General features: G+C 36.7%; 14 protein-coding genes. 5 read left to right on the top strand and 9 right to left on the bottom strand.

The window, feature by feature from the left end; all coding sequences use genetic code 11:
• Position 1: 1 nt before the first annotated feature.
• From HX109_RS10630 to HX109_RS10650, 5 genes are all read right to left on the bottom strand, one after another.
• Positions 2-1,693 carry a DUF262 domain-containing protein gene (locus HX109_RS10630; protein ID WP_178951790.1) on the bottom strand — a complete coding sequence of 564 codons (1,692 nt, stop codon included), beginning with the start codon at positions 1,691-1,693 and terminating at the stop codon, positions 2-4.
• A gap of 439 nt (positions 1,694-2,132) precedes the next feature.
• Positions 2,133-2,933, bottom strand: coding sequence for a hypothetical protein (locus HX109_RS10635; protein ID WP_178951792.1), 801 nt, complete (start codon positions 2,931-2,933; stop codon positions 2,133-2,135).
• 240 nt (positions 2,934-3,173) lie between these two features.
• On the bottom strand, positions 3,174-3,827 hold the full coding sequence (locus HX109_RS10640; RefSeq protein WP_178951794.1) for a DUF2290 domain-containing protein: 654 nt from the start codon (positions 3,825-3,827) through the stop codon (positions 3,174-3,176).
• The gene (locus tag HX109_RS10645) at positions 3,820-5,934 is read right to left on the bottom strand and encodes a DEAD/DEAH box helicase (protein ID WP_178951796.1); all 2,115 of its coding nucleotides are present in this window, start codon (positions 5,932-5,934) and stop codon (positions 3,820-3,822) included. Before HX109_RS10645 ends, HX109_RS10640 begins: the two co-directional genes overlap by 8 nt.
• Positions 5,935-6,113: 179 nt before the next feature.
• On the bottom strand, positions 6,114-6,449 hold the full coding sequence (locus HX109_RS10650) for a helix-turn-helix domain-containing protein (RefSeq protein ID WP_178951798.1): 336 nt from the start codon (positions 6,447-6,449) through the stop codon (positions 6,114-6,116).
• Between the two features lie 909 nt (positions 6,450-7,358).
• Here HX109_RS10650 and HX109_RS10655 point away from each other — a divergent pair.
• The 3 genes from HX109_RS10655 to HX109_RS10665 are packed head-to-tail and all read left to right on the top strand — an operon-like array spanning position 7,359 to position 14,584.
• Positions 7,359-10,292, top strand: a complete 2,934-nt coding sequence (locus HX109_RS10655; RefSeq protein ID WP_255462678.1) for a SusC/RagA family TonB-linked outer membrane protein — start codon at positions 7,359-7,361, stop codon at positions 10,290-10,292.
• Between the two features lie 12 nt (positions 10,293-10,304).
• Positions 10,305-11,705 (top strand): RagB/SusD family nutrient uptake outer membrane protein, encoded by a 1,401-nt coding sequence (locus tag HX109_RS10660; RefSeq protein WP_178951802.1) that lies wholly within the window; start codon positions 10,305-10,307, stop codon positions 11,703-11,705.
• A 20-nt stretch (positions 11,706-11,725) separates the two neighbouring features.
• Positions 11,726-14,584, top strand: coding sequence for a M16 family metallopeptidase (locus tag HX109_RS10665; RefSeq protein WP_178951804.1), 2,859 nt, complete (start codon positions 11,726-11,728; stop codon positions 14,582-14,584).
• Positions 14,585-14,654: 70 nt separating this feature from the next.
• Here the strand turns inward: HX109_RS10665 and HX109_RS10670 are convergent, their stop codons facing one another.
• The 4 genes from HX109_RS10670 to HX109_RS10685 form a co-directional block, all read right to left on the bottom strand.
• Positions 14,655-14,924: a DUF6520 family protein gene (locus HX109_RS10670; protein WP_178951806.1), complete on the bottom strand. Its 270-nt coding sequence runs from the start codon at positions 14,922-14,924 to the stop codon at positions 14,655-14,657.
• Between the two features lie 181 nt (positions 14,925-15,105).
• Positions 15,106-15,564: a MauE/DoxX family redox-associated membrane protein gene (locus tag HX109_RS10675; protein WP_178951807.1), complete on the bottom strand. Its 459-nt coding sequence runs from the start codon at positions 15,562-15,564 to the stop codon at positions 15,106-15,108.
• Positions 15,565-15,678: 114 nt separating this feature from the next.
• The gene (locus HX109_RS10680; RefSeq protein ID WP_178951809.1) at positions 15,679-16,629 is read right to left on the bottom strand and encodes a helix-turn-helix domain-containing protein; all 951 of its coding nucleotides are present in this window, start codon (positions 16,627-16,629) and stop codon (positions 15,679-15,681) included.
• A gap of 123 nt (positions 16,630-16,752) precedes the next feature.
• Positions 16,753-17,127, bottom strand: a complete 375-nt coding sequence (locus tag HX109_RS10685; protein WP_178951810.1) for a hypothetical protein — start codon at positions 17,125-17,127, stop codon at positions 16,753-16,755.
• 239 nt (positions 17,128-17,366) lie between these two features.
• Here HX109_RS10685 and HX109_RS10690 point away from each other — a divergent pair, with 239 nt between their 5' ends.
• On the top strand, positions 17,367-19,793 hold the full coding sequence (locus HX109_RS10690; protein WP_178951813.1) for an aminotransferase class I/II-fold pyridoxal phosphate-dependent enzyme: 2,427 nt from the start codon (positions 17,367-17,369) through the stop codon (positions 19,791-19,793).
• A gap of 83 nt (positions 19,794-19,876) precedes the next feature.
• Positions 19,877-20,722: an RteC domain-containing protein gene (locus HX109_RS10695; protein ID WP_178951815.1), complete on the top strand. Its 846-nt coding sequence runs from the start codon at positions 19,877-19,879 to the stop codon at positions 20,720-20,722.
• Positions 20,723-20,818: the final 96 nt, after the last annotated feature.

The following is a 20,818-nucleotide window of genomic DNA, read 5'->3' on the forward strand; positions in this document are numbered from 1 at the left end:
ATTAATAATCAAGACGCCAAATTTGCTTAGCAACCTTGGCTAATTTGGATTGCCTTTTTTTCAAGTTGTTTGGATTCCATACGTCAAATTCAAATTCATTGGCTAATTTATATTTAGAATTCAAGTATAGTGGCTTCTTATTTGTAATTGTTTTGTTCTCACAATCCTTATTTAGTTTCTTTTCTAAAACTGCATAGTTACCTAGTCGATAGATAAATTGAATTTGTGTGTCTTTTACAAAACTTGAAGTCCAATCTTCATTTGGGTTTTCTGGTAAGATATGTTCAATAGTTCCATTATCTTCATCAAAATTCATTGTCCCGTTATCTGATAATTTGTTTTCAATTGAGTACATAATGTAACGGACTAGGCGATTTTTTGATGTAGTTTTAATAGCTTTTAATGTGAACTGATTTGTGAATATTTCATCATTAACATACAAGCTGCTAACATCTTTAAAAACATGTGTTGGATTGGAGCTAATTTCTTTGATTATATTGTTTGCCGCTCGCGAATATACTTGCTCTAAAACATTAGTCTTTAATCCTGAAATGACAGAATAACGAAATGAAATTATGGAACATATTTTAACCACCTTAGCAAAATTACTGGTGTCAAATTTTTCATAAGCTGCAAGTAGTAAAGGAAATGGCTGTTTAATGCCATATAGTTGAAGTTCTGAAAGATGTTTGATAATCTCTTGTTGTCCTTTCCATAAATCATCCTTAGGATCTGATAACGCATTAAAAACTTCTGCATGCAATTCTAGGTTAGAGATTATACTCATTACTTCCGTTTGATTTGTTACTTCCTTTTTAATTGCCTTAAAAAGTTCTTTTTCAGTAATTAATCTATTTCGAGAAATCCAATAATACCTTAAAAAGTTAGCAAAGTCTTTGTACTTGATAAACTTAAGGATACTGTCCCATTTATTCTTTAAATGATCATGATCAGATTCACTAACTCTAGAGAATAAGTAATTTTTAAATAAATCAGTTACAGTTAGAGGTATTCCTCTATCATTTAATGTTTCAAATACCAAATAAGCGTTAAGCTCATCCACAACTGTAATTTGAATAAACTGTAAATTATCGCCAACAAATTCAATGAAATCAATTAAATCATCAACAGATGATTCAACATCATATGTGTCTTTAAGTTTTTTATAGAAATAGTCGTAGGCATAAACAAGTGATTTGTTGGAAATTGGTTCCCGAGTAATATTTGGAACTTTATGAAACTGAATTAAATAACTTGAATAAATGGGATTATTTAACTTATTAAGTTTAAGTTTTGGTGAAAACATTAAAGACTTTGCTGATTTGAATCCAACAAATTTTCGCATGAGAATGTCTTTTCTCTCTTCATTGTTATCCTTGTCAATGTCTGCCTCAATTAGATCATTTAGTACTCTAATACAGCTTAAAGCAAGTAAACTTAATGTGGTAATACGTTGTTGTCCGTCTATTATTTCTAGTTCTTTTTTACCTTTTTTAATAAGAACAATTGAGCCCATATAATGTCTCGAGCTGGCCTCAATAGAATTTTGAATATCAAGCCATAAGTCATCCCAATTGTCTTCTTTCCAAGAATAATCTCTTTGAAACAAGGGGACTTGATAAATATTGTCACCTGATATTATATCTGCAAATGATATGGTATTTGCATTTAGTAAATTTTCAGTTCTTTCCATATTATCTATTAATTACAGCCAACGGTTGTACATATACATATCTCACATATATACCTTTCAAATATAGAATAAAATTTAATACGGTTTTATTATTTAGAATTTTGTGATTTAAAAAAAGATCCTTTTAAAACAAAAAAGCCAATCACATTGGATTGGTTTACAGGTAGATTGCATTAGTCTTTTATTCTGGAATGTTTATGCCATATTTGTCTTCAAACTATTTAAATAGTCTTCTTAAAGAGTATTTTTCAGGTCGGCATATGTTGTAAATGGTAGAAATTGGAACATCATATCCTCAAGATTATAATATTGGGATTTAAATACTTCTCCAAGCTAAATAGCTCTCCCAAAAAAAAATTATGAGGTAGATAAAAAAATGGTGAATTTGGAGAACTGGACTAGTACTTTTCATAGTATATCTTGTTAATAAATGTTTTTTTTAATCCCACCAATATTCATATTTCCAACTTTTTACCCCGTTATGGTGTGAGCAAGTTCCACTACCAGTTGAATAAGATGAAGTTCCATCTCTACATTTAGCTCCAATTTTTTTTCTCGAGCCACAAGTAAAAACGATAAAAAATATTAATGCTATACTTGCATATTTGAGAAACTTAAAAGTAAAATCGATTTCCTTACTTTCTGTAATTTTATTTAACTCTTTTTGTTCCTCAAATATTGGTTTTCTTTTTATCTCTTCTTTGAGTCTTGCTACTTTCTGTCTTTTATATTGAAGTCGATCATATTTTTCTATTAAAGAAACTCTTTCTTTTTCAGATATATTTTGCCATTCTAAACTATTATTAGCTTTAGAAATGACGTTAAAATATTGGCTAGATTTATATGTAATATTACTGTTTGGATTTTTATGAGAAAAATTATTCCAAATTACTTTCTTTTGATTTGAGTATAATGAATTCAGGCTATTTTTTCTTTCAATTGAAAATTTATTCCAATCTCTTTTGGAAATATTTAATCCCACTCTAGTTTCTCTATACTCATTTTCTTTTGAGCGTTGTTTTAATTTCGTTTCATATGCTTTTTCTTGCTCAGGGGTTATAATACTTAAAAGTATTAACTGAAAAATTGGTAAAATAATTTTAAAGCCTAAAAATATAAATACAAAAAATGCAATAAAATACAATTCTCCGAAAACTATTATTAAAACTAATGCTTTGATAGTCAGAACCACGCAAATTGCATTTTCATTTTTTTCTATGTATTTATCCAGTCCTACCATTTTTTTGATTTAAATCTAATAAGCTTTTGAAAATATTCAAGAAAATATTTATGAGGTTTGAATAATTATTTTTGCGGGAGGTATTTTATAAACATTTGTTAGCGGCCTAGCTTAGAAGTTGTGCGGGATTTCATGGCACTTCACTGTCCTGCTACTGTAAAGTTTATTTATTGTAATCAATTTCCATGTACGCACTTTAGCCCGAATTATGTATAGGAGCCATTGTTATGCTTCGTTTTTCTAGTATGTAATATGAAGTAATCTTTTTTCATTATCAGTTGCTAATTCGTCAAAGTTTAAGTTCGACTCTAATTCCGTTTCAAGATTATCTTCAAGAAATTTATAACTGTAAAAGTTTCTTAAGATAAAAGAAACAAATCTTTTTGGTGAAATTGGTTTTGTGATTGGAATACGACAATCTTTATAATTGCCAAAAGTGCAATGTACTCTTGGGTGTATTATATCTGTATGAACATCTGAAAAATCAAATCTAATAGGAAATATTATAGTCTTTTTATCCAGAATATCCGTAAATAACTCGTTTCCAAAATATAATTCTTCAAATTCTTCAGGATTATCTTGAAACTTCTCAAAAGTTGGGTTTGGATAAAAACTTAGTATATGACCAACTATATTGTTTCTATGAAATTGGTATTTCATTTGCAATAAAGCTCCATCAAGAAGCATTATGTTGTAATCTTTTTCATTCACACAAGTATTGTAAATCTTTTCATAGGCTTCGTTCTTTAATGAAAAAGATATGTTTTTATAGTTCTCCCAAACTAATTCATTATTTACATATTTTGGAAAGTTTTGATTTATAGAAATACTTTTATTTACCAATAAATTGGTCAAGTTCTTTATTTCTTTATGAATGGCTACCCTATCAGTCATTAAGTAATTTCTTTATTAGTTCTTGAACCTCATCTGGATAATCTTCTACATAAACCTCTTTTCTCTTTATTTTCTTTAGTATTTCCTGTATTCCAAATAATGATTCCAATTCATTTTTTATTTCATCCTCCTCTGTTTTGGTAATGTCTCGATGAATTATATTCATTTTTTCAATTTCCTCTTTTGTTGGATAAATAAAGTCAAGTTCGAAGTTCTTAGCTTTTACTTTATTGTACTCTTCAATTAGTTTGTCCATTTTATTTCCAACACCAACGACCCTAACCCAAGCTTTACTTCTTGTGATTGCAGTAAATAATATATTTCTTTTTTTTATTAAGTCTCGATTATTGAAGAGGTTACCAGAATAACAGTCCTGAGAGTTAATTATATAAACCATTGGGACTTCGTTACCCTTTGCTCTATTAATTCCTGTAAATGTTATCGAATCTTCTTCAAAAAATCTGTTGGCATTAACTGCGCCGGATATATGGCTGTTAATTTCCTTTTTCATAAGCTTTGACCTTATCAAGGAAACTTCATCTTTAGTGGTTAAAGCCATAGGATTAATGACTATAATATCATTGTGTAATAATTCTTCTTCATTCAAATTCTTTTCTATTTCATTTGCAATATATTCAGCTTGTTTGTCTTTGTCTTCAAAAGATTTAAAAACAAGTAAATCATTGATATTTGAATGAGTTTCTAAATATCTTGGACTAGATTCTTCGCTTCTGCTTAAAATCACATTTGAATGAGGTTTGAACTCACCTTTCTTGATTGAATATCCTACATCTTTCCATAATTGCGGCTGGTCAAAGAACTGTACTAAATTCGGATTTGAATTATTTGATTCTCGATAAATACCAAATCCAAGGGAATGTGCTGTGACAAGAAGAGGTCTTGAATTTCTATAACAAACTTTTAGAATCCTATCATCAAAAGTTTTAGTTTTCGGTATCAAAAATTCTTGAGGATTGGGAAGTGATTCACCCTCATTAAGTTTTTGTAATTCATCATAAGCATAAATCAATCTTTTGGATGGTGATTTTAGAAGACGATAACAGATATTTAAAAATTCTTCTGATAAATCTTGAGCCTCATCTACCAATATTGCATCATATTTCTCCTTGCTTTTTTTTGATTCTTTAATCGCTTTACCACAAGCATATTTAAATGGATTATTTGGATTAGATTTTTTAGCTCGTCTAAAATCCAAATATTCAGTTTGATTTGTTATGCAGTAATCGTAATAAATTCCTTTTTCATCCTCTTTATCTTTCGAACTGCCCCAAGCGTTAACAATTTTTATTTTTTTCCAATTAGGGGTTTCTCTCTTTTTCTCTACACAAAACCGTGTAATTAAATCTCGAAATTGATTTTTAAGTGAACGAGTATTGAAGGTTATCGCAATATCCCAGTCCGGATTTTGAGTATGAAAATATGCTGCCTTTAATGCAAGTACAATGGTTTTTCCTGAACCTGCAAGACCACGGATTCTTTGTATTCCTTCAAAGTATTCTATAACAGCTTTCTCTTGGTTCCTGTCTAGAGTCGCGATTGTAGTTTCTAAGTCTCTAACTTTAGCTCCTCTAGAATTTTCTTTTTTAATTTCTCTAGTTGAAACCTTTTTTAAACTAACTACAGATTGTAGAATTGAAAGTACTTTTGTAAATAGTTGATTGTTTTTCCAAACATTCCTCTTTTGAATAAATTCGTTTAAATCATCCGTACTCGAAACTAAAAACTCTTCTAAGTTCGTTTCACAAAGTTCACCAGCATAACTTATGACTTCGATGTTAACTAGAAACTCTCTTCTTCCTTTTTTTAATTCTGGATATGCGATTAATTGAGATTCTATCTTACTAAATATTATATCTTGTCGAGAAGTAAAATTGTCTAGTTCTTCAATCTTTTCGATTAAGTCAAATATTATAATTCCATATTTTTCAGATATCCAAAGTGCATCTACGGTCACACTATCATCTCCAGTAAATAGGATTGGGTAACCAATGTACAAATACCCATCAAAATCAGATTGTTCAAAGAAATCAACAAGTATTTTGCTTGTAACGTGCTTTTTTGTAATTCCTTTGTTTATTTCTATCATTCAGTCTTTTTTAAATGAAGCACAACGGTTGCATTTAACACTGTTGCACATATATACTTTCAAATATAGTATAAAATTAAATACGGTTTTTGGATGCACATTTTAGAAGTCTATAAGGATATATTCTAAATTAAAAAACCAATAACATTGGATGGCAAATAATTATACAGTCATTATTTTTAGCTTTGTGATGTTTTCTTCTTTTTAAAATCCTGTATTTCGCGATCCCTCAAAGAATCATATATCTTTGAAAAATCATTCAATTTATGCCCCATCGCTTCAATAATCAAAAACAATGTGGTTGCGTTCGGGCTAGATTTAGCATTAAAAATATCCGTAACCGTAGCTTTTCTAATCCCGGCATTTAAAGCAATTGTATTGTAGCTGTTGCCCACCAAATCTTTTTCATCCTTAGTAAGTAGCTTACTCTTTTGTAAAAGGATTTTTAAGCTAATTGCAATTCTAATTTTTATATTTTCCTGTAGTCCACTTTCCACATATGCAATTAACTTCATAACAAATAAATTATCGGTACGCTTGACCGTTCCGATAATTTATATTATATTTGGCATTGTATCTCAAATAGATACATACTATTGTTATATATTTGCAATTCTTCAAATAAAAAATATTAGAAGCAATTGCTTTGAATCTCGTTCTCAAAAACTGGCGTTTTTAAATTACCACGAGATAGTAAGCAGATTGCTCACGACCGCGGGCGTGGGCTCTCTTATTCGTGGTATGGGTACCGCCAGTGCCTTGAGAACAATGAGTTGAGTTTCGCGCCCAATTTTATTAGGTAACTCTTCTGTTCTTAGCTTTTGTTACTATCTTTTAAGAAGTTTTGCCGTAAGAAATGGTTTGTTTATGAAAAACCAATATGAAAACAATATAAAGGAAATAGGGGGAAAGCTAATAAGGGCGCAGTACAATGTGACCTTTACCATATATTCCATTCTTTTTCCTAAAAAACCAAAATGTCCAATATAGGATATTTTTCAGTGTTACGGGAGTGACGTTATACCTTCTGCGTATGCAGAAATCTTGCATTGTATTGTTATGATATGATGACCGGTACTTAGAAATTCTTTTTTCTCCCGTAATGAACGTCCACACATTATCACGGTATCCGGCCGTGTCACGAGTAAGCATTTAATTTTATTAGTTCCCCTATGCCCTGCATTAAGAGGTATATAGCATGTTATACCCCTAGAATGTAATCTATTTTTATTTTGTTAAAAATGGAAATGGATATAAACAAGAAGACCTTCCGCAGTTGTTGGAGACTTTCGGAAGGCCTTGGTATCAATTAAACGATGTCTAACTAATAACAATTCAAAATTATGCAAAAAAAATGTGTAATAAGGAGTAGGTGCCTACTATTTTGGGTGCTACCTATCCTTTTTTTAATCGTGCATTCCGTAATGGGGAATGCAGACAGTAAATTCCTCAAATTTGATTTAGCTATTTTTCAACATCAGGTCAAGGGGCTGGTCACCGATAGCAATGGAATCCCCATCCAGGGGGTGAACGTTGGGGTAAAGAACACCGCCCACGGTACTTTCACAAACAATGAGGGCGTTTTTACCATCGATGCCGGCCCTACTGATGTTCTGACTTTTAGCTATATCGGTTTTAAAACAAAAGAAATCCCTCTTGGGGATGACTTGGAAGTAACCGTGGTTCTGGAAGAGGATATTACCAATCTCGGGGAGGTTACAGTCAATGCCGGCTACTATACCGTTTCCGAGCGCGAGCGGACAGGGAATATAGCAAAGGTAACCGCAGAGGAAATAGAGCTGCAACCCGTATTAAGCCCCATACAGGCATTGCAGGGGCGTATGGCGGGCGTTGAAGTTATTCCCGGGGGAAACCAGCCTGGGATGGCGTCGACCATACGCATCAGGGGACAGAACAGTTTGCGTGATGAAGGGAATTACCCCCTATATATTATCGATGGGGTGCCAGTGAATTCAGCTCCAGTGGAAAGTAATAGTTTGCTTGGGAGTACCGGAATAGACCCTTTAAACACGTTGAATTTATCCAATATTGAAAGTATAGAGGTATTAAAGGATGCAGATGCCACGGCCATCTATGGTTCCCGAGGGGCCAATGGGATCATTTTAATTACGACCAAAAAGGGGCGGCAAGAAAAAACAGCTATAGAGGCCCGTATATATACTGGAATGGCCACACTTCCTAATCGGATAGATTTACTTACTACAGAACAGTACCTACAAATTAGAAGGAAAGCCTTTGAAAATGACGGGATACAACCCAATGAATCCAACGCTCCCGATTTAAAACTTTGGGACCAAAATAGGTATACCGATTGGCAGGATTACTTTTTTGGTGGGACTTCCCCCATTACCGATGTAAATTTGGCAGTATCAGGAGGCAATGAAAATACATCCTTTCGCTTGGGGGGCTCTTACCATACGCAAGGTTCCATTTACCCCGGTGACTACGATTACAATAAAGTAACTGCGGGCTTGAACCTGAACCATACCTCCGATAATAAAAAACTGGGTATAGACCTTTCTGTGAATTATGGTGTGGATACCAACAATTTGGTAGGAGCAGTCAATCTATCGAGTAGCATCTTTGGGATACCGCCGAATGCCCCACCTATTTTTAACGATGATGGTAGCCTACATTGGGAAGAATGGAGTATGGCCCGGTTGAGCAATCCATTACAGGGATATTTTAATACCAGCACGACCACGATAAATAACCTAGTATCCAACCTTGGGATCTCCTATGAAGTCCTATCCGGCCTAAGCATCAAAACAAACATGGGATATACCTATTACAATAGCGATGAATTGATGAAATTGCCCCGCCGCTCCTATAATCCTGCCTGGTGGACTTTTCTTGACCACCGTTCCCTACACCTGAAATCCGAACGGAAATCCTGGATCATAGAACCGCAGTTAGTGTATAACAAACAAATAGGAAAAGGGAGAATTGAGGCCATTTTGGGGGGTACCTTCCAAGAAAGGGCAGCCAATAGCATAGGAATGGAAGCGATAGGATATATAGACGAGTCGCTTATCGGAAACCTATCGGCGGCCGAGCGTTTGGATAACGGTACCAGTCGGGATACAGAGTATAGATATAGCGCTGTTTTTGCACGTCTGGGGTATAACTGGGACCGAAAATACTATATCAACCTTACCGGTAGGAGGGATGGTTCCTCCCGTTTTGCTTCAGGTAACCGTTTTGCCAATTTTGGGGCTATCGGTACTGCATGGATCTTCTCCGAAGAACCTTTTATAAAAAGACATTTACCATTTTTAAGTTTCGGTAAATTTCGGGGCAGCTATGGTACAACTGGAAATGACCAGATACCGGATTATGGGTATCTCGACGCCTACGAGGCTACTAGGGGACCGGGCGGATTATATCCCACGCAATTGTACAATCCCGATTATTCCTGGGAAGTGAACAAAAAATTGGAGGCGGCCGTTGAACTGGGGTTCCTCAAAGATCGGATCAATGTTGGGGCAAGTTGGTACAGGAACCGCTCGTCCAACCAATTGGTGGGGCTCTCACTTCCGGGGACTACCGGGTTTGCATCCGTACAGGCTAATTTGCCCGCTACCGTGGAGAATAAAGGTTGGGAGATAGAACTGTCCACCCTGAATGTTTCAAATGGAAATTTTCAATGGCAGACTTCCTTTAATATTACTTTTCCCAAGAACAGATTGCTCAGCTATCCCAATATTGAACAATCCCCGTATGCCAATGTCTACCGTGTCGGGCACCCATTAAATATAGACCTTCTCTATCGGTACGAAGGCATCGATCCAGTAACAGGCCTGTACAGCATTGCCGATATCAACGGGGACGATAGGTTGGATTATTTGGACCGGGTGGTGATCAAGGATGTCGATAGAAAGTTTTATGGCGGTATCAACAACCAATTGAATTTTAAGGATTTTTCAGTACAGTTTTTATGGGAATTCGTAAAACAGGAAGGGAAAATAGGTTCCCTGTTCGATGCAGGCCAAATGCGCAACCAGCGTGCAGAAGTATTGCAGGCACTGGAGGACGGGAGCGAGTTCCAACGGATATCAACCCAAATAGAAGCACTCATCGCCAATTCCAATGTTATCAATACCACGTTCCCGTATGAAGATGCCTCTTTCCTTCGTTTAAAAACGCTCTCCATCGGATACCTTTTGCCAGCGGATATAATGGAGACAGTAGGGGTAAATACCTGTAAGCTTTTTTTGACCGGCCAAAACTTGATTACCATTACCGGTTATACCGGGATGGATCCTGAGACCCCAGGACTGGGAACATCATTTGCCGGACTGCGCACCATAAGCTTGGGAGTGGAAGTTAAATTTTAAAAACAGAAAGATATGAAATCAATAATATACATAAAACGGATTGTTGCCATCACTATTTATTGCTGTTTGTTTTCCTGTGAGGATTTTGTTGAAGTTGATGTGCCAAATTCCAAAATAGTAAGTGAAACGGTATTTAATAATGACGAAACTGCCATAGCTGCCATGAAAGGCATCTATAATGAACTGTACCGGGCTTCCTTCAGTAGGGGAGATAGAACCAGTGTTACGGTTTTAAGCGGCCTGTCCTCCGATAATTTGGAAGTTATAGGGACCAATAATCTAAGTGAATTGGAATTCGGACAAAATGAAATCCTGCCCTCCAATGCAAATAACCTTGATCTATGGTCCAGTGCCTATAATATCATTTATATGGCGAATTCACTTTTGGAAGGAGTGGAAAATTCCCAAAATATGACAGCTATCGTTTCCGATCGGTTAAACGGAGAAGCAAAATTTGTACGGGCGTTCGCCTATTTCTATCTGGTAAATCTATATGGAGAGGTACCATTGATATTGACCACCGATTACCAAAAAAACGCTACAGCCGAAAGGACGCCCATCGATCGTATCCAGGAGCAGATAATAGCTGATCTAAAGCAAGCCTCCGAGGTATTGGAGGACAGCTACATGGATGGGGAACGTACCTATATCAACAGCTATGTTGCCAAGGCGCTATTGGCCAGGGCCTATTTGTACCAAAAAGAATGGATGGAAGCTGAAAGCCTCAGTAGTGAGGTGATAGTGCAAACAGCAACCTACGATATACTAAAGGATTTCGATCAGGTTTTCTTGGCCAATAGCCAGGAAGCGATTTGGCAGCTATCCCCATTGGGAAGGGGCAACAGTTTTACCAATACCAATGAAGGCGATATGTTTATATACGATACACAGTCCATTACTGCCCGTTTTAAACTATCCGATGATTTGGTCGATAGTTTTTCGGAAGGGGATAAACGCCTTTTGAATTGGATCGGCTACAATGGGGAGAGGGGCCTATATTTTTCCCATAAATACAAAATCAGGAACAGCACTGCGCAGGTAACCGAATATTCCATGGTACTGCGTTTGGCAGAACAGTTTTTGATACGTGCCGAAGCAAGGGCCATGCAAGGGAAATTGGCAGCTGCTATTGCAGATGTGGACATTATACGTGGTAGGGCGGGAATACCTCTGATCGCTACTGCAAATCCCGGTATTAACAAGGAGGCACTCCTTGATACCATTTTAAAGGAAAGAAGAAGGGAACTGTTTACAGAATGGGGACATCGATGGAACGATATAAGGCGAAATGAAATGGCAAGTGAAGTATTTGGAGCTAAAAACCCATTATGGGAAGATACAGATATACTGTACCCTATCCCGGAAGGGGAACGTGAAAAGAACCCAAACCTTGAACAAAACACAGGATATTAATTCGATAAAAAACAATGAACATGAACACTATAAAAAAAACCATATTCTTACTACTGACATCGTATGTATGTATACTTTGTACGGCACAATCAGAAAATCCGGTGCACTCGGCCACTTTGCCCTTGGATAACAGCATTCGATATGGGCAATTGCCCAATGGATTTAGCTACTATATAAAATCCATCGAAGAACCGTTGTCCGATCTCTATCTTAATCTCTACGTAAAAGCAGGTACAGACCAAGAGGATAAAAGCCAATTGAACTTTGCACATGCCATCGAGCACTTGGCTTTTAAGGGCACCAAAAACTTCCCACTTGGAATTAGGGATTCCTTAAAACATAGTAACATTGCTATCACCGATTACAGGGGAAGTAGCGGAGAGACCACAAATTACCTTTTTAAGGTACCACATAACAATGGAGCGGTGTTGGACATAGCATTGTTATGGTTTAGCGACATAGCCACGGGATTAAGGTTTACTGATGAATATACCGATCAGGTTAAGGGGGAACTAGTGGAGGAGTTTTTAATTAAATCGGGGGAACAGCTTAGCGAAAGTTTTGCGACCTCTAGTTTAGAGGCAGAGCTGTTCCCGGGAAGGAATTCCAATATCAATTTTTTTGAACACCATAAAAATTATGGCCCTAAAGAACTCCAAAAGTTTTACAACGATTGGTACCGTCCCGATCTTATGGCCATAAGTGTCGTGGGCAACATAAAGGATATTGATGCCATGGAAAGGCGACTGAAAGATAGATTTTCCAAAATTCAATTACCGTTAGACCCTAAGACAGTTCCGAATAGCGATGCCGACTATTACATGCGCCCACCACAATTTGCCATTGTTGAGCGAAAAACGGATACAGCCAATGTGGCTTTGGTTGACAATAGTGTTACGTTTCAATTGTTTTTCCGTGCACCTTCCGTTTTGGAAAAAATACATACGATGGAAGGGGTAAAAAGGTTGATAAAACTGAAATTATTGATCAGTATCGTAAACAAGCGTCTTGAAGAGCTAACAAGTAAATACAACTCTTTTAATGCCCTTGCTTTTGACCGTTTTAGTATTAGTAGCCTTCCCCCATTACTTGAAGTAAGGCTAAAGACCTATTCCCGAGAAAAAGAGGCGCTCCAAGAAACTGTCCGGGCATTGAAACAGCTTCAGGAATATGGCATATTGGAAGAAGAGTGGGATGAGGTAAAAAGGGATTACCTAAGGGATCTAAATGTGGGTTATGAAAATGGAACAAGATATTGGAACAAGGAAATATTCAATCATTTTAAATATAATGAAGCACTCCCTTCGGATAAACAGGAAAATTTAAAAGAGTGGCTATCCGGTTTGTCCTTGAAAAGTTTTAATGATCATCTATTTCAGTTCCTATCGGAAATGCCAAAAGATATAGGAATTATGGCCCCCACTGGACATAAGGCATTGTCCTTAACGGAAAACGAAATACGTTTTTGGATCCATGATGCATACAAAGGTCCAGTAGAGGATTATAAATTGCCGGATGTACCAAAGGTATTGATGGGCGATGAAAAAGTGGCAGACCTTAAAGAAATTAACTATACCGATAAGGGAGCCGATATTTCCGGTGCGAGGGAACTGCTTTTGAATAACGGCGTAAGGGTTATTTTGAAGCCTACTTCGAAAGCATCGTCCAATAAAGTTGAACTGCATGGCTTTAGTCCAAATGGTGCCCTTTCTTTCCCCAAGCCAAATCAATCCTCTGCCCTGAATTCCTCGAATATCGTTAGGAACGCTGGGGTGGGAAAAATGGATAAGTTTGCACTTAAACGATTCCTTTCGAACACCAGTATTCGGGTCAACCCCTATACCGGGTTTATGGAAACGGGAATTGTTGGGAACGCTGAACATGAGGATGTTGAGGGGATGTTCCAGTTGATCCATTTATACTTTACCGCTCCCCGTATGGATAAGGTAGCATATAATGATTGGAAATCGGGAGAGAAAAAGGCCTTTCTCAATCACGACTATGGACTTATTTCAGCTGATTTTTCCAATAGTATTAGAAATATTACAGGGGATAGTTTCCTAAGCCGGGGATTTAATTCTTTAACCAAGGGACTTATGGGGAGCGAACAGTTCGAGAGTATCTACAGGACCGATATGGTGGATGCCTATGAAGCCTATGGGCAGTTATTTGGCAGCACAGAGGATTTTACCTTTATAATTACTGGGGACTTTTCCTATGGTTCCATGGTCCCATTGGTACAAAAGTATTTAGGGAATTTACCGAATACTTCAAAATTGTCGAATACTTTAAAGGAAGTGGATTTAGATCCACTGCCTAAAGGTCCTGTTTTTAAAGAGATTACGCCCCCAAAATATTATGTGATGAAAAATGTAAACTATGCACTAAAGTATATTTCAAAAGCTACAGACCCCGCTAATTGGCGGGAGCAAATCAAGATAGATGTTTTGGGAAAGATCATTTGGAACATGGCGTGGGACTTACGCTTTACAAAAGGGTATAATATTTATTTGATAACGGGATTTGGGAAATACAATATGGATATGCGCCGGTATGAAATAGGGTTTGACCTAAGTTGTTCAAATGAAGAATTGGAATTATTGAGGAAGGAGTGCAAACAGATTATCTCTAAAATTAAATCGGGAACCGTGGCAGATCATGTATTTGAAGACAGCCGTAATTTCGTAATGAAGAATAGGATAAACGAGCAGAAAAGGCTTTATGAACATTATTACCATGAACAACCTTGGGTAAGCCCTGCAGAGAGGAAGCGGTTCATCGAGTCATTGACAATAAAGGATATTGTAGGAATTGTCAATAAATATTGCAATGATGGAAGCCTTTTTGAATTTGTGATGAGGGATAAGGAAAACCTATAAAATTTTAGGGGTCCTACAAAGCATTAAAAGCACCCCAGAGGTTTCTCTGGAGTGCTTTTTTAAATTGTCCCTATAGTATAATCAGGCTACCATTCCCTTGTTTTGGAGAAGAGATATTGTCATCATCATATACTTGATACTTTTGAGTCTCTCCTTCAAATTGGACTTCACAAGGTGCGGTTCCTGGTCCACAATCCAATTCCAAATTTAAAGGCTCAAAAACACCATTTCTGATAATATAATCTGTAGAAGGATCATCACTTATATTGACAAATGCAAATGACATTCCAATGGCCAGGATAAAGGCCAACATCGGTAACATTAATTTTAAATTTTTCATGATTACAATGGTTTTAATTGTTAATAAAATGCCTACTTCTAAGGGTCAGGTTTTCGGCTTATTCTTCCCTGCTTTTGTTGCAACAAAATATTGTGGCACCTAAAAAGGGTTCAGGTGAATATTGTCAAATAGTTGAGTAGGAACCGGGGTATAAAAAAATAGCTTATTATGGGGCGTTTGATTATTCCGCCTTAGAATAGGGTAATTGCGGTTTCTTTTTCCTGTATAGCTTTATTCCGGTTAAGGCCAGTAGGATAAGCACTATATTAAGCATCAAATGTTGTGGCCAATTTAATAGGGTAATTATGCCGCCACAGGAACAAGAGGTATAGGGACTGAAAAATACAATTCCTGCGGAGTAAAAGGTGAAAAATATCATGAGGATGAGGGCCCCGTAAAGTCCTTTTTTTCGTGTTTTGGGCCAAGCAATCAACATAGCTACTGCAATCTCCAGTATAGGTATTATCCAACTCACTATAGTGGCCATCGTTTGATGGTATATTATTGGTGAATTGTTCAGGTTGTTAAAAAAACTATCTCTTTCAATTAGTTTTGTTGCCGCTGCAAAAACGAAAAGGAGCATAAAGAGGTAACCGATAATTTCAGTAATTAAACTTGTATGTTTTTGATACCATTTCATGTCAATTGTACCTAATTGATTTTGAATGGTATAAAATTAATGAAGCAGAATGATCTCTCTGGGATAATGTCTGATCTGTAAGGGATTAATTATTTAAGGGGTTTATCCTTGCAATTAAGCTTTAAGGCTCCTTAGTGCTCTAGGACGATAACCGAACCTGATATTGAACTCCCTGGAAAAATGTGTGGAATTTTTAAATCCTACCATTTTTGCAATTTCCTTAAAAGACTTATTGGAATGTTCAACGATAACATGTGCTTTTTTAAGACGTTCTTCTTTAAGAAACTGGAAAACGGTCATGCCATTCAATTCCTTAAAGCCTTTTTTTAGTTTGTATTCATTGGTCCCAAATTGATGCGCCATTTCTTTAAGTGACGGTAAATCCTGGTCTAAGTGATTTTTGATATGTTCGCTTACGGCCCTTATTATTTCTATATCGTTCAGTTGAAGGACACTCTGTTTTCTTTTCTGTTTTTTTGGAAAGTATAACCGACTTTGTATCTTCCTTTGCGTCTTTTCTTCAATATATTTTTGCGTCTGCACCATATCAAAGCTAGTGACAATGGTTTTTCCTTTAAGAATGGTGTCCTCTATAAAATGAATAACCCTACAAAAAGCAGGGAGTTCTAGGCCCTGTTTCGTCAGGAAAGAAAGTTGCAAAGATTCTTCAGTAGTGGAGGATGACGTAATGGCTTTTTTTACCAAGTCCCATTTTTCTTTGGATTCATCACTAATAAAGTGCTCGAATGGTTTTCCGATTAAGTTTTTGTAACCAAAACCTAAAAGCAAATAACCACTTTCATTGGTTTCCTCAATACAAAAGTCTTCATTCAGGACCATAAGGATTTGGGTGTTGAGCACATATGAATCATGGAAATTTACATAGCCTTCATGTAAGAATGAATCTTTAATTTCTTCTGTAGCCATATTAACCAATGCGGCAAGTGCTTCCAGATCGTCCTTATGTTCAGTTCGTTCGATTAAGGTCGAAAAATTACCTTTGGATAGTTCCAAAAGTTGAAGGTATATTTTTTCTAAACGGTTGTTATTATTGTTGGTATACATGTACTAAGAATTTTTAATTGATAATTGGTAAGAATAGTCTTTTATCTTTTTAAGACCCATTCTCAAACCTCACCCAAAGTTTTGGGAATTGTTTGGTCCTTACTTGAGTTTGGAACATTCTAATTATGATGAAACATACTCATTAAGAAATCTTAGGGCCACTTTGGTATCGTCACAGATTTTGGTAGGTATAGGGGGTCTGTTCCCTTGTACATATATTTCAGAGAAGATACGGGATAATGGATTGTCCTGTACAAATGCAACAGCCTTTATAAATACGGTGCCTTCCCTAGCCAGATATCGACGTGCATTCATGTCGATACTTTTAACACCCCTGGTATCACATAAAATTGGATAGAATTTTCCTTTCTGCAACTGTAACCTATCGGTCACGATTTGCATGGCTGCAGTGAGATCAATCGTCACATCCTTTTTATACGTAAAGTGGAGGATGCCGTTTTGAATCCAAAAAGATGCAAAATTATTTTCAACATTCATTTTGACTGGTACTAGTTTAAACCCTTCAAATTAGTGATTATTTTTTAAATAGTCTTTTTAACCAATAGATACAATGTATTATTAATCTATTAAGGATTTTTATTGGTCTGTAAGGGATTATTTCAATAGGATGGCAGTAATCAACTATATAGAGTCATCAATTTTAATTAGTTTAAAGCATTGAATATTAATACACTTTTGTATAACATACTCGTCAAAATCATAAAATATGTTTTAAAATGGCTAAAATTAAACGTAACAATTTTTTGGATACTGTGGATGAAGTATTCACCGATGCAGCGAAACAAGGGGTACTTCATTTATATGCGGATGGGGACGTATTTACAGGAAGAAAAATAAGTATCAAGAAAAAGTTATTGTTCCATTTCGGGACTACTGGCTACCTTGGTTTGGAACAGGACGAGCGGCTTAAGAAAGCGGCCGTGGAAGCTATTTATAGGTACGGTACCCAGTTCCCATTATCCAAGACGTATATATCTCATCCCCTCTACCGCAGTTTGGAAGAAAAGGTCACTGAAATGTACGGTCATCCCGTGATTATTACAAAAAACAGTAGCTTGGGACATATTGGGGTCATTCCAAGTGCTGTGGACGACCGTGATGCCATTATACTAGACCATCAAGTGCATTGGAGCGTACAAAGTGCTGCAAAAACCTTAAAAACCCGCAGTGTCCACATTGAAATGATACGCCACAACCATTTGGATATGTTGGAAAATAAGATCAAAAAGCTTTCAACAAAGCACAAAAGAATATGGTACATGGCAGATGGCCTCTATTCCATGTATGGCGATGAAGCACCGGTACTGGAGCTCTTGGAACTCAGTAATAAGTATCCCCAATTGCACCTATATTTTGATGATGTACATGGGATGAGTTGGACAGGGAAAAACGGCACGGGCTTTATTATGGACAAACTTCAGGATTTGCCGGAGCACGTGCTTTTATTTGGGACACTCAGTAAAACTTTTGGGGCCAGTGGCTCTGTATTGGTATGCTCCAATAAAAAAATGTACCGTAAAATTAAAACCTTCGGGGGGCCGCTCACCTTTTCCGCCCAATTGGAACCGGCATCGGTAGCGGCGGCCATTGCTTCTGCGGATATCCACCTCTCTCCAGAAATTTACTCCCTCCAACAGGAGCTTTTAGAACGTATCAACTTTTTCAATTCCGAACTTTCCAAGACCGATCTACCCCTGATCAAAAGAAACAATTCCCCTGTTTTTTATATTGGGACGGGCATGCCCATAACGGGATACAATTTTGTCAACCGATTGATGAAAGAGGGTTTTTTTGTCAATCTTGGTATATTCCCGGCAGTTCCCATTAAAAATACGGGGGTCAGGATTACGGTTTCAAGACATAACCAAAAAGAAGAGATAAAGGCATTGGTGGAAGCTATGGTCTATCATTATCCCAAAGCACTGGAGGCCACCTTTACCACTAATGATAGGGTTAGAAAAGCATTCAACTTGCCTAAAAAAGCTTTAAAAACAAACATTGAGGATAAATCGGACGGACTAAATATCCAAATGGAACGTAGCATTACTGCTATCGGGAAAGAAGAATGGAATGCCCTATTTGGGGATCGTGGGGTTTTTGACTGGGATGGGCTTGAGTTTCTTGAAAAAACATTTTCTAAAAATCAAAAGGCCGAGGAAAACTGGGAATTCTATTATTTCATCATCCGGGACCAACTGGGAAAACCGGTATTGGCCACTTATTTTACCTACGCACTTTGGAAAGAGGATATGCTGGCACCTGCTTCAGTTTCAAAAGAAATAGAACGAATTAGACTGGATAACCCCTATTATATGACTTCATATGTACTGAGTATGGGTTCACTTTTTACCGAGGGCGCTCACCTTTACCTGGATAATTATCATCCATCGTGGCAAAATGCAATGCATAGGTTGTTTCATGAAATCGAAAAATTGGATGATACCTTGGATCCTTCAATGATTGTGTTCAGGGATTTCGATACCATGGAAGTCCTGAACGAGTTTTTTCACAACCATGGATTTTTTAAGGTTTCGATGCCGGAAGCCGGTATAATCCATAACCTTAAATGGGAAGGGGTAGATGGCTACCTGAGCAGCTTATCCTCAAAATCGAGAAGGCATTTTAAAAAGGATATAGCACCATTTGAACCCCATTTTAAAATCGAAGTTTCAGATAAGGCCTTACCAGAACAAATAGATATATTCCATGGACTTTTTGAAAACGTTAGAAAGAATAATTTGGGGTTGAATACATTTGGTTTCCCTAAAGATATGTTACAGTATATGTCCGATAGTTCCCATTGGGAATTTATTGTGCTAACCCTGAAACGGACTTTTTTGGACAATACAAATGAAGCTGTGGTGGGGGTTATGTTCTGTTATAAAAATCAGGGCAACACCTATGTTCCCGCCTTTGTGGGGATGGATTACAAGTACGCCTATGATCACCAAGTGTACCGCCAATTACTTTTTCAGACTGTCAAGAGGGCAGGTGAGCTAGGCTGTAAGGCCATTGATTTTGGATTGACTGCAGGTTTTGAAAAGCGAAAAATTGGCGCGGATATCATAGGAAAAAGTGCTTATATACAAGCAAAGGATAACTTTTCCATGGAGCTTATGGAAATGATGGAGACCAAAAAATAAATTCCACCGAATACCTTTAGAGTCATTGCCCTGAATTAAGTGAAAGCTTTCCTATTCCCCTTGGTATTTTAAGCTAAAACCGGATGAATGGAAAATACAGACATGTAATCGATAAGTTCAATCAGATGTTGGCTGGTATACAGTCGGAAAAAAGGATTTCCCTTAAAAAGTCAAATGAAGGGATCCATTTGTGCAACAACACGCTCTATCTTCTAAAAGGGATCGTTGAGAAGCATGGATTTGGGCATATCGAAGAGGAGATATATTTCTTCAAGAAAGTAAAGGCCGAACCGCTCAGCTATCTCGTCTATTTCAGTGAAGTACGTTCTTGCGAGCTTTTAATGCCCAAAATAGGTGTCAACAACCAATTGTCTTTCCTTAAAAAGAAAATCCGTCGCATCAATAAGTTTTTTAACCGTAATTGGGATTTTGTCCATTATATGGAGCAAGAACTAAACTATCTGGACAAGCAGTATTTTACCCGGGAAAACCAAGAATTTCCAGTTTATGCCCTTCCCGAGGCCTGTTACCTGGATCCTAAATTTTTTACTTCCAAAGATATGCTGTGGGCAAGAATAAAAGGGATGAACCATTTCAGTACCTATATAAAAAACTTGATCAAAGAAATTGAGTTGCAGGGTAAAAAGCGGCATCCACAGGGCCATTTTGCCAAACCGCTCCATTGGACTTCTTCCAAGGCCGCACTCACGGAACTTATCTATGCCCTATATGCCACAAAAGCGATTAATAATGGTCATGACGACATAAAATCCATAGCTGCAAATTTTGAAATGCTATTTGATATTAAGCTAGACAATCTTTATAAAACTTATTTTGAAATTAAAGCTAGAAAAGGCAGAAGGTCCCGTTTTCTTGAAGAGCTGGCCGAGCGCTTTAATGAGAAGATGGAAAATGATGATGATTTTTAAAATATTGATCATAAAAATTTGTAAGAAAAGTATTCGTAACTACGATAAGGTTACGAGTTAGTAGGGTTCTGCGATTTACCGTAAAATTTGCACTCA

Origin of the sequence: Galbibacter sp. BG1 (genome assembly GCF_013391805.1) — a bacterium.
Lineage (GTDB): Bacteria > Bacteroidota > Bacteroidia > Flavobacteriales > Flavobacteriaceae > Galbibacter.

Excerpts from the sequence above, each read along its gene's own strand:
- HX109_RS10630 (WP_178951790.1), bottom strand. The coding sequence starts at position 1,693 with ATGGAAAGAACTGAAAATTTACTAAATGCAAATACCATATCATTTGCA.
- HX109_RS10635 (WP_178951792.1), bottom strand. The coding sequence starts at position 2,933 with ATGGTAGGACTGGATAAATACATAGAAAAAAATGAAAATGCAATTTGC.
- HX109_RS10640 (WP_178951794.1), bottom strand. The coding sequence starts at position 3,827 with ATGACTGATAGGGTAGCCATTCATAAAGAAATAAAGAACTTGACCAAT.
- HX109_RS10645 (WP_178951796.1), bottom strand. The coding sequence starts at position 5,934 with ATGATAGAAATAAACAAAGGAATTACAAAAAAGCACGTTACAAGCAAA.
- HX109_RS10650 (WP_178951798.1), bottom strand. The coding sequence starts at position 6,449 with ATGAAGTTAATTGCATATGTGGAAAGTGGACTACAGGAAAATATAAAA.
- HX109_RS10655 (WP_255462678.1), top strand. The coding sequence starts at position 7,359 with ATGGGGAATGCAGACAGTAAATTCCTCAAATTTGATTTAGCTATTTTT.
- HX109_RS10660 (WP_178951802.1), top strand. The coding sequence starts at position 10,305 with ATGAAATCAATAATATACATAAAACGGATTGTTGCCATCACTATTTAT.
- HX109_RS10665 (WP_178951804.1), top strand. The coding sequence starts at position 11,726 with ATGAACACTATAAAAAAAACCATATTCTTACTACTGACATCGTATGTA.
- HX109_RS10670 (WP_178951806.1), bottom strand. The coding sequence starts at position 14,924 with ATGAAAAATTTAAAATTAATGTTACCGATGTTGGCCTTTATCCTGGCC.
- HX109_RS10675 (WP_178951807.1), bottom strand. The coding sequence starts at position 15,564 with ATGAAATGGTATCAAAAACATACAAGTTTAATTACTGAAATTATCGGT.
- HX109_RS10680 (WP_178951809.1), bottom strand. The coding sequence starts at position 16,629 with ATGTATACCAACAATAATAACAACCGTTTAGAAAAAATATACCTTCAA.
- HX109_RS10685 (WP_178951810.1), bottom strand. The coding sequence starts at position 17,127 with ATGAATGTTGAAAATAATTTTGCATCTTTTTGGATTCAAAACGGCATC.
- HX109_RS10690 (WP_178951813.1), top strand. The coding sequence starts at position 17,367 with ATGGCTAAAATTAAACGTAACAATTTTTTGGATACTGTGGATGAAGTA.
- HX109_RS10695 (WP_178951815.1), top strand. The coding sequence starts at position 19,877 with ATGAATGGAAAATACAGACATGTAATCGATAAGTTCAATCAGATGTTG.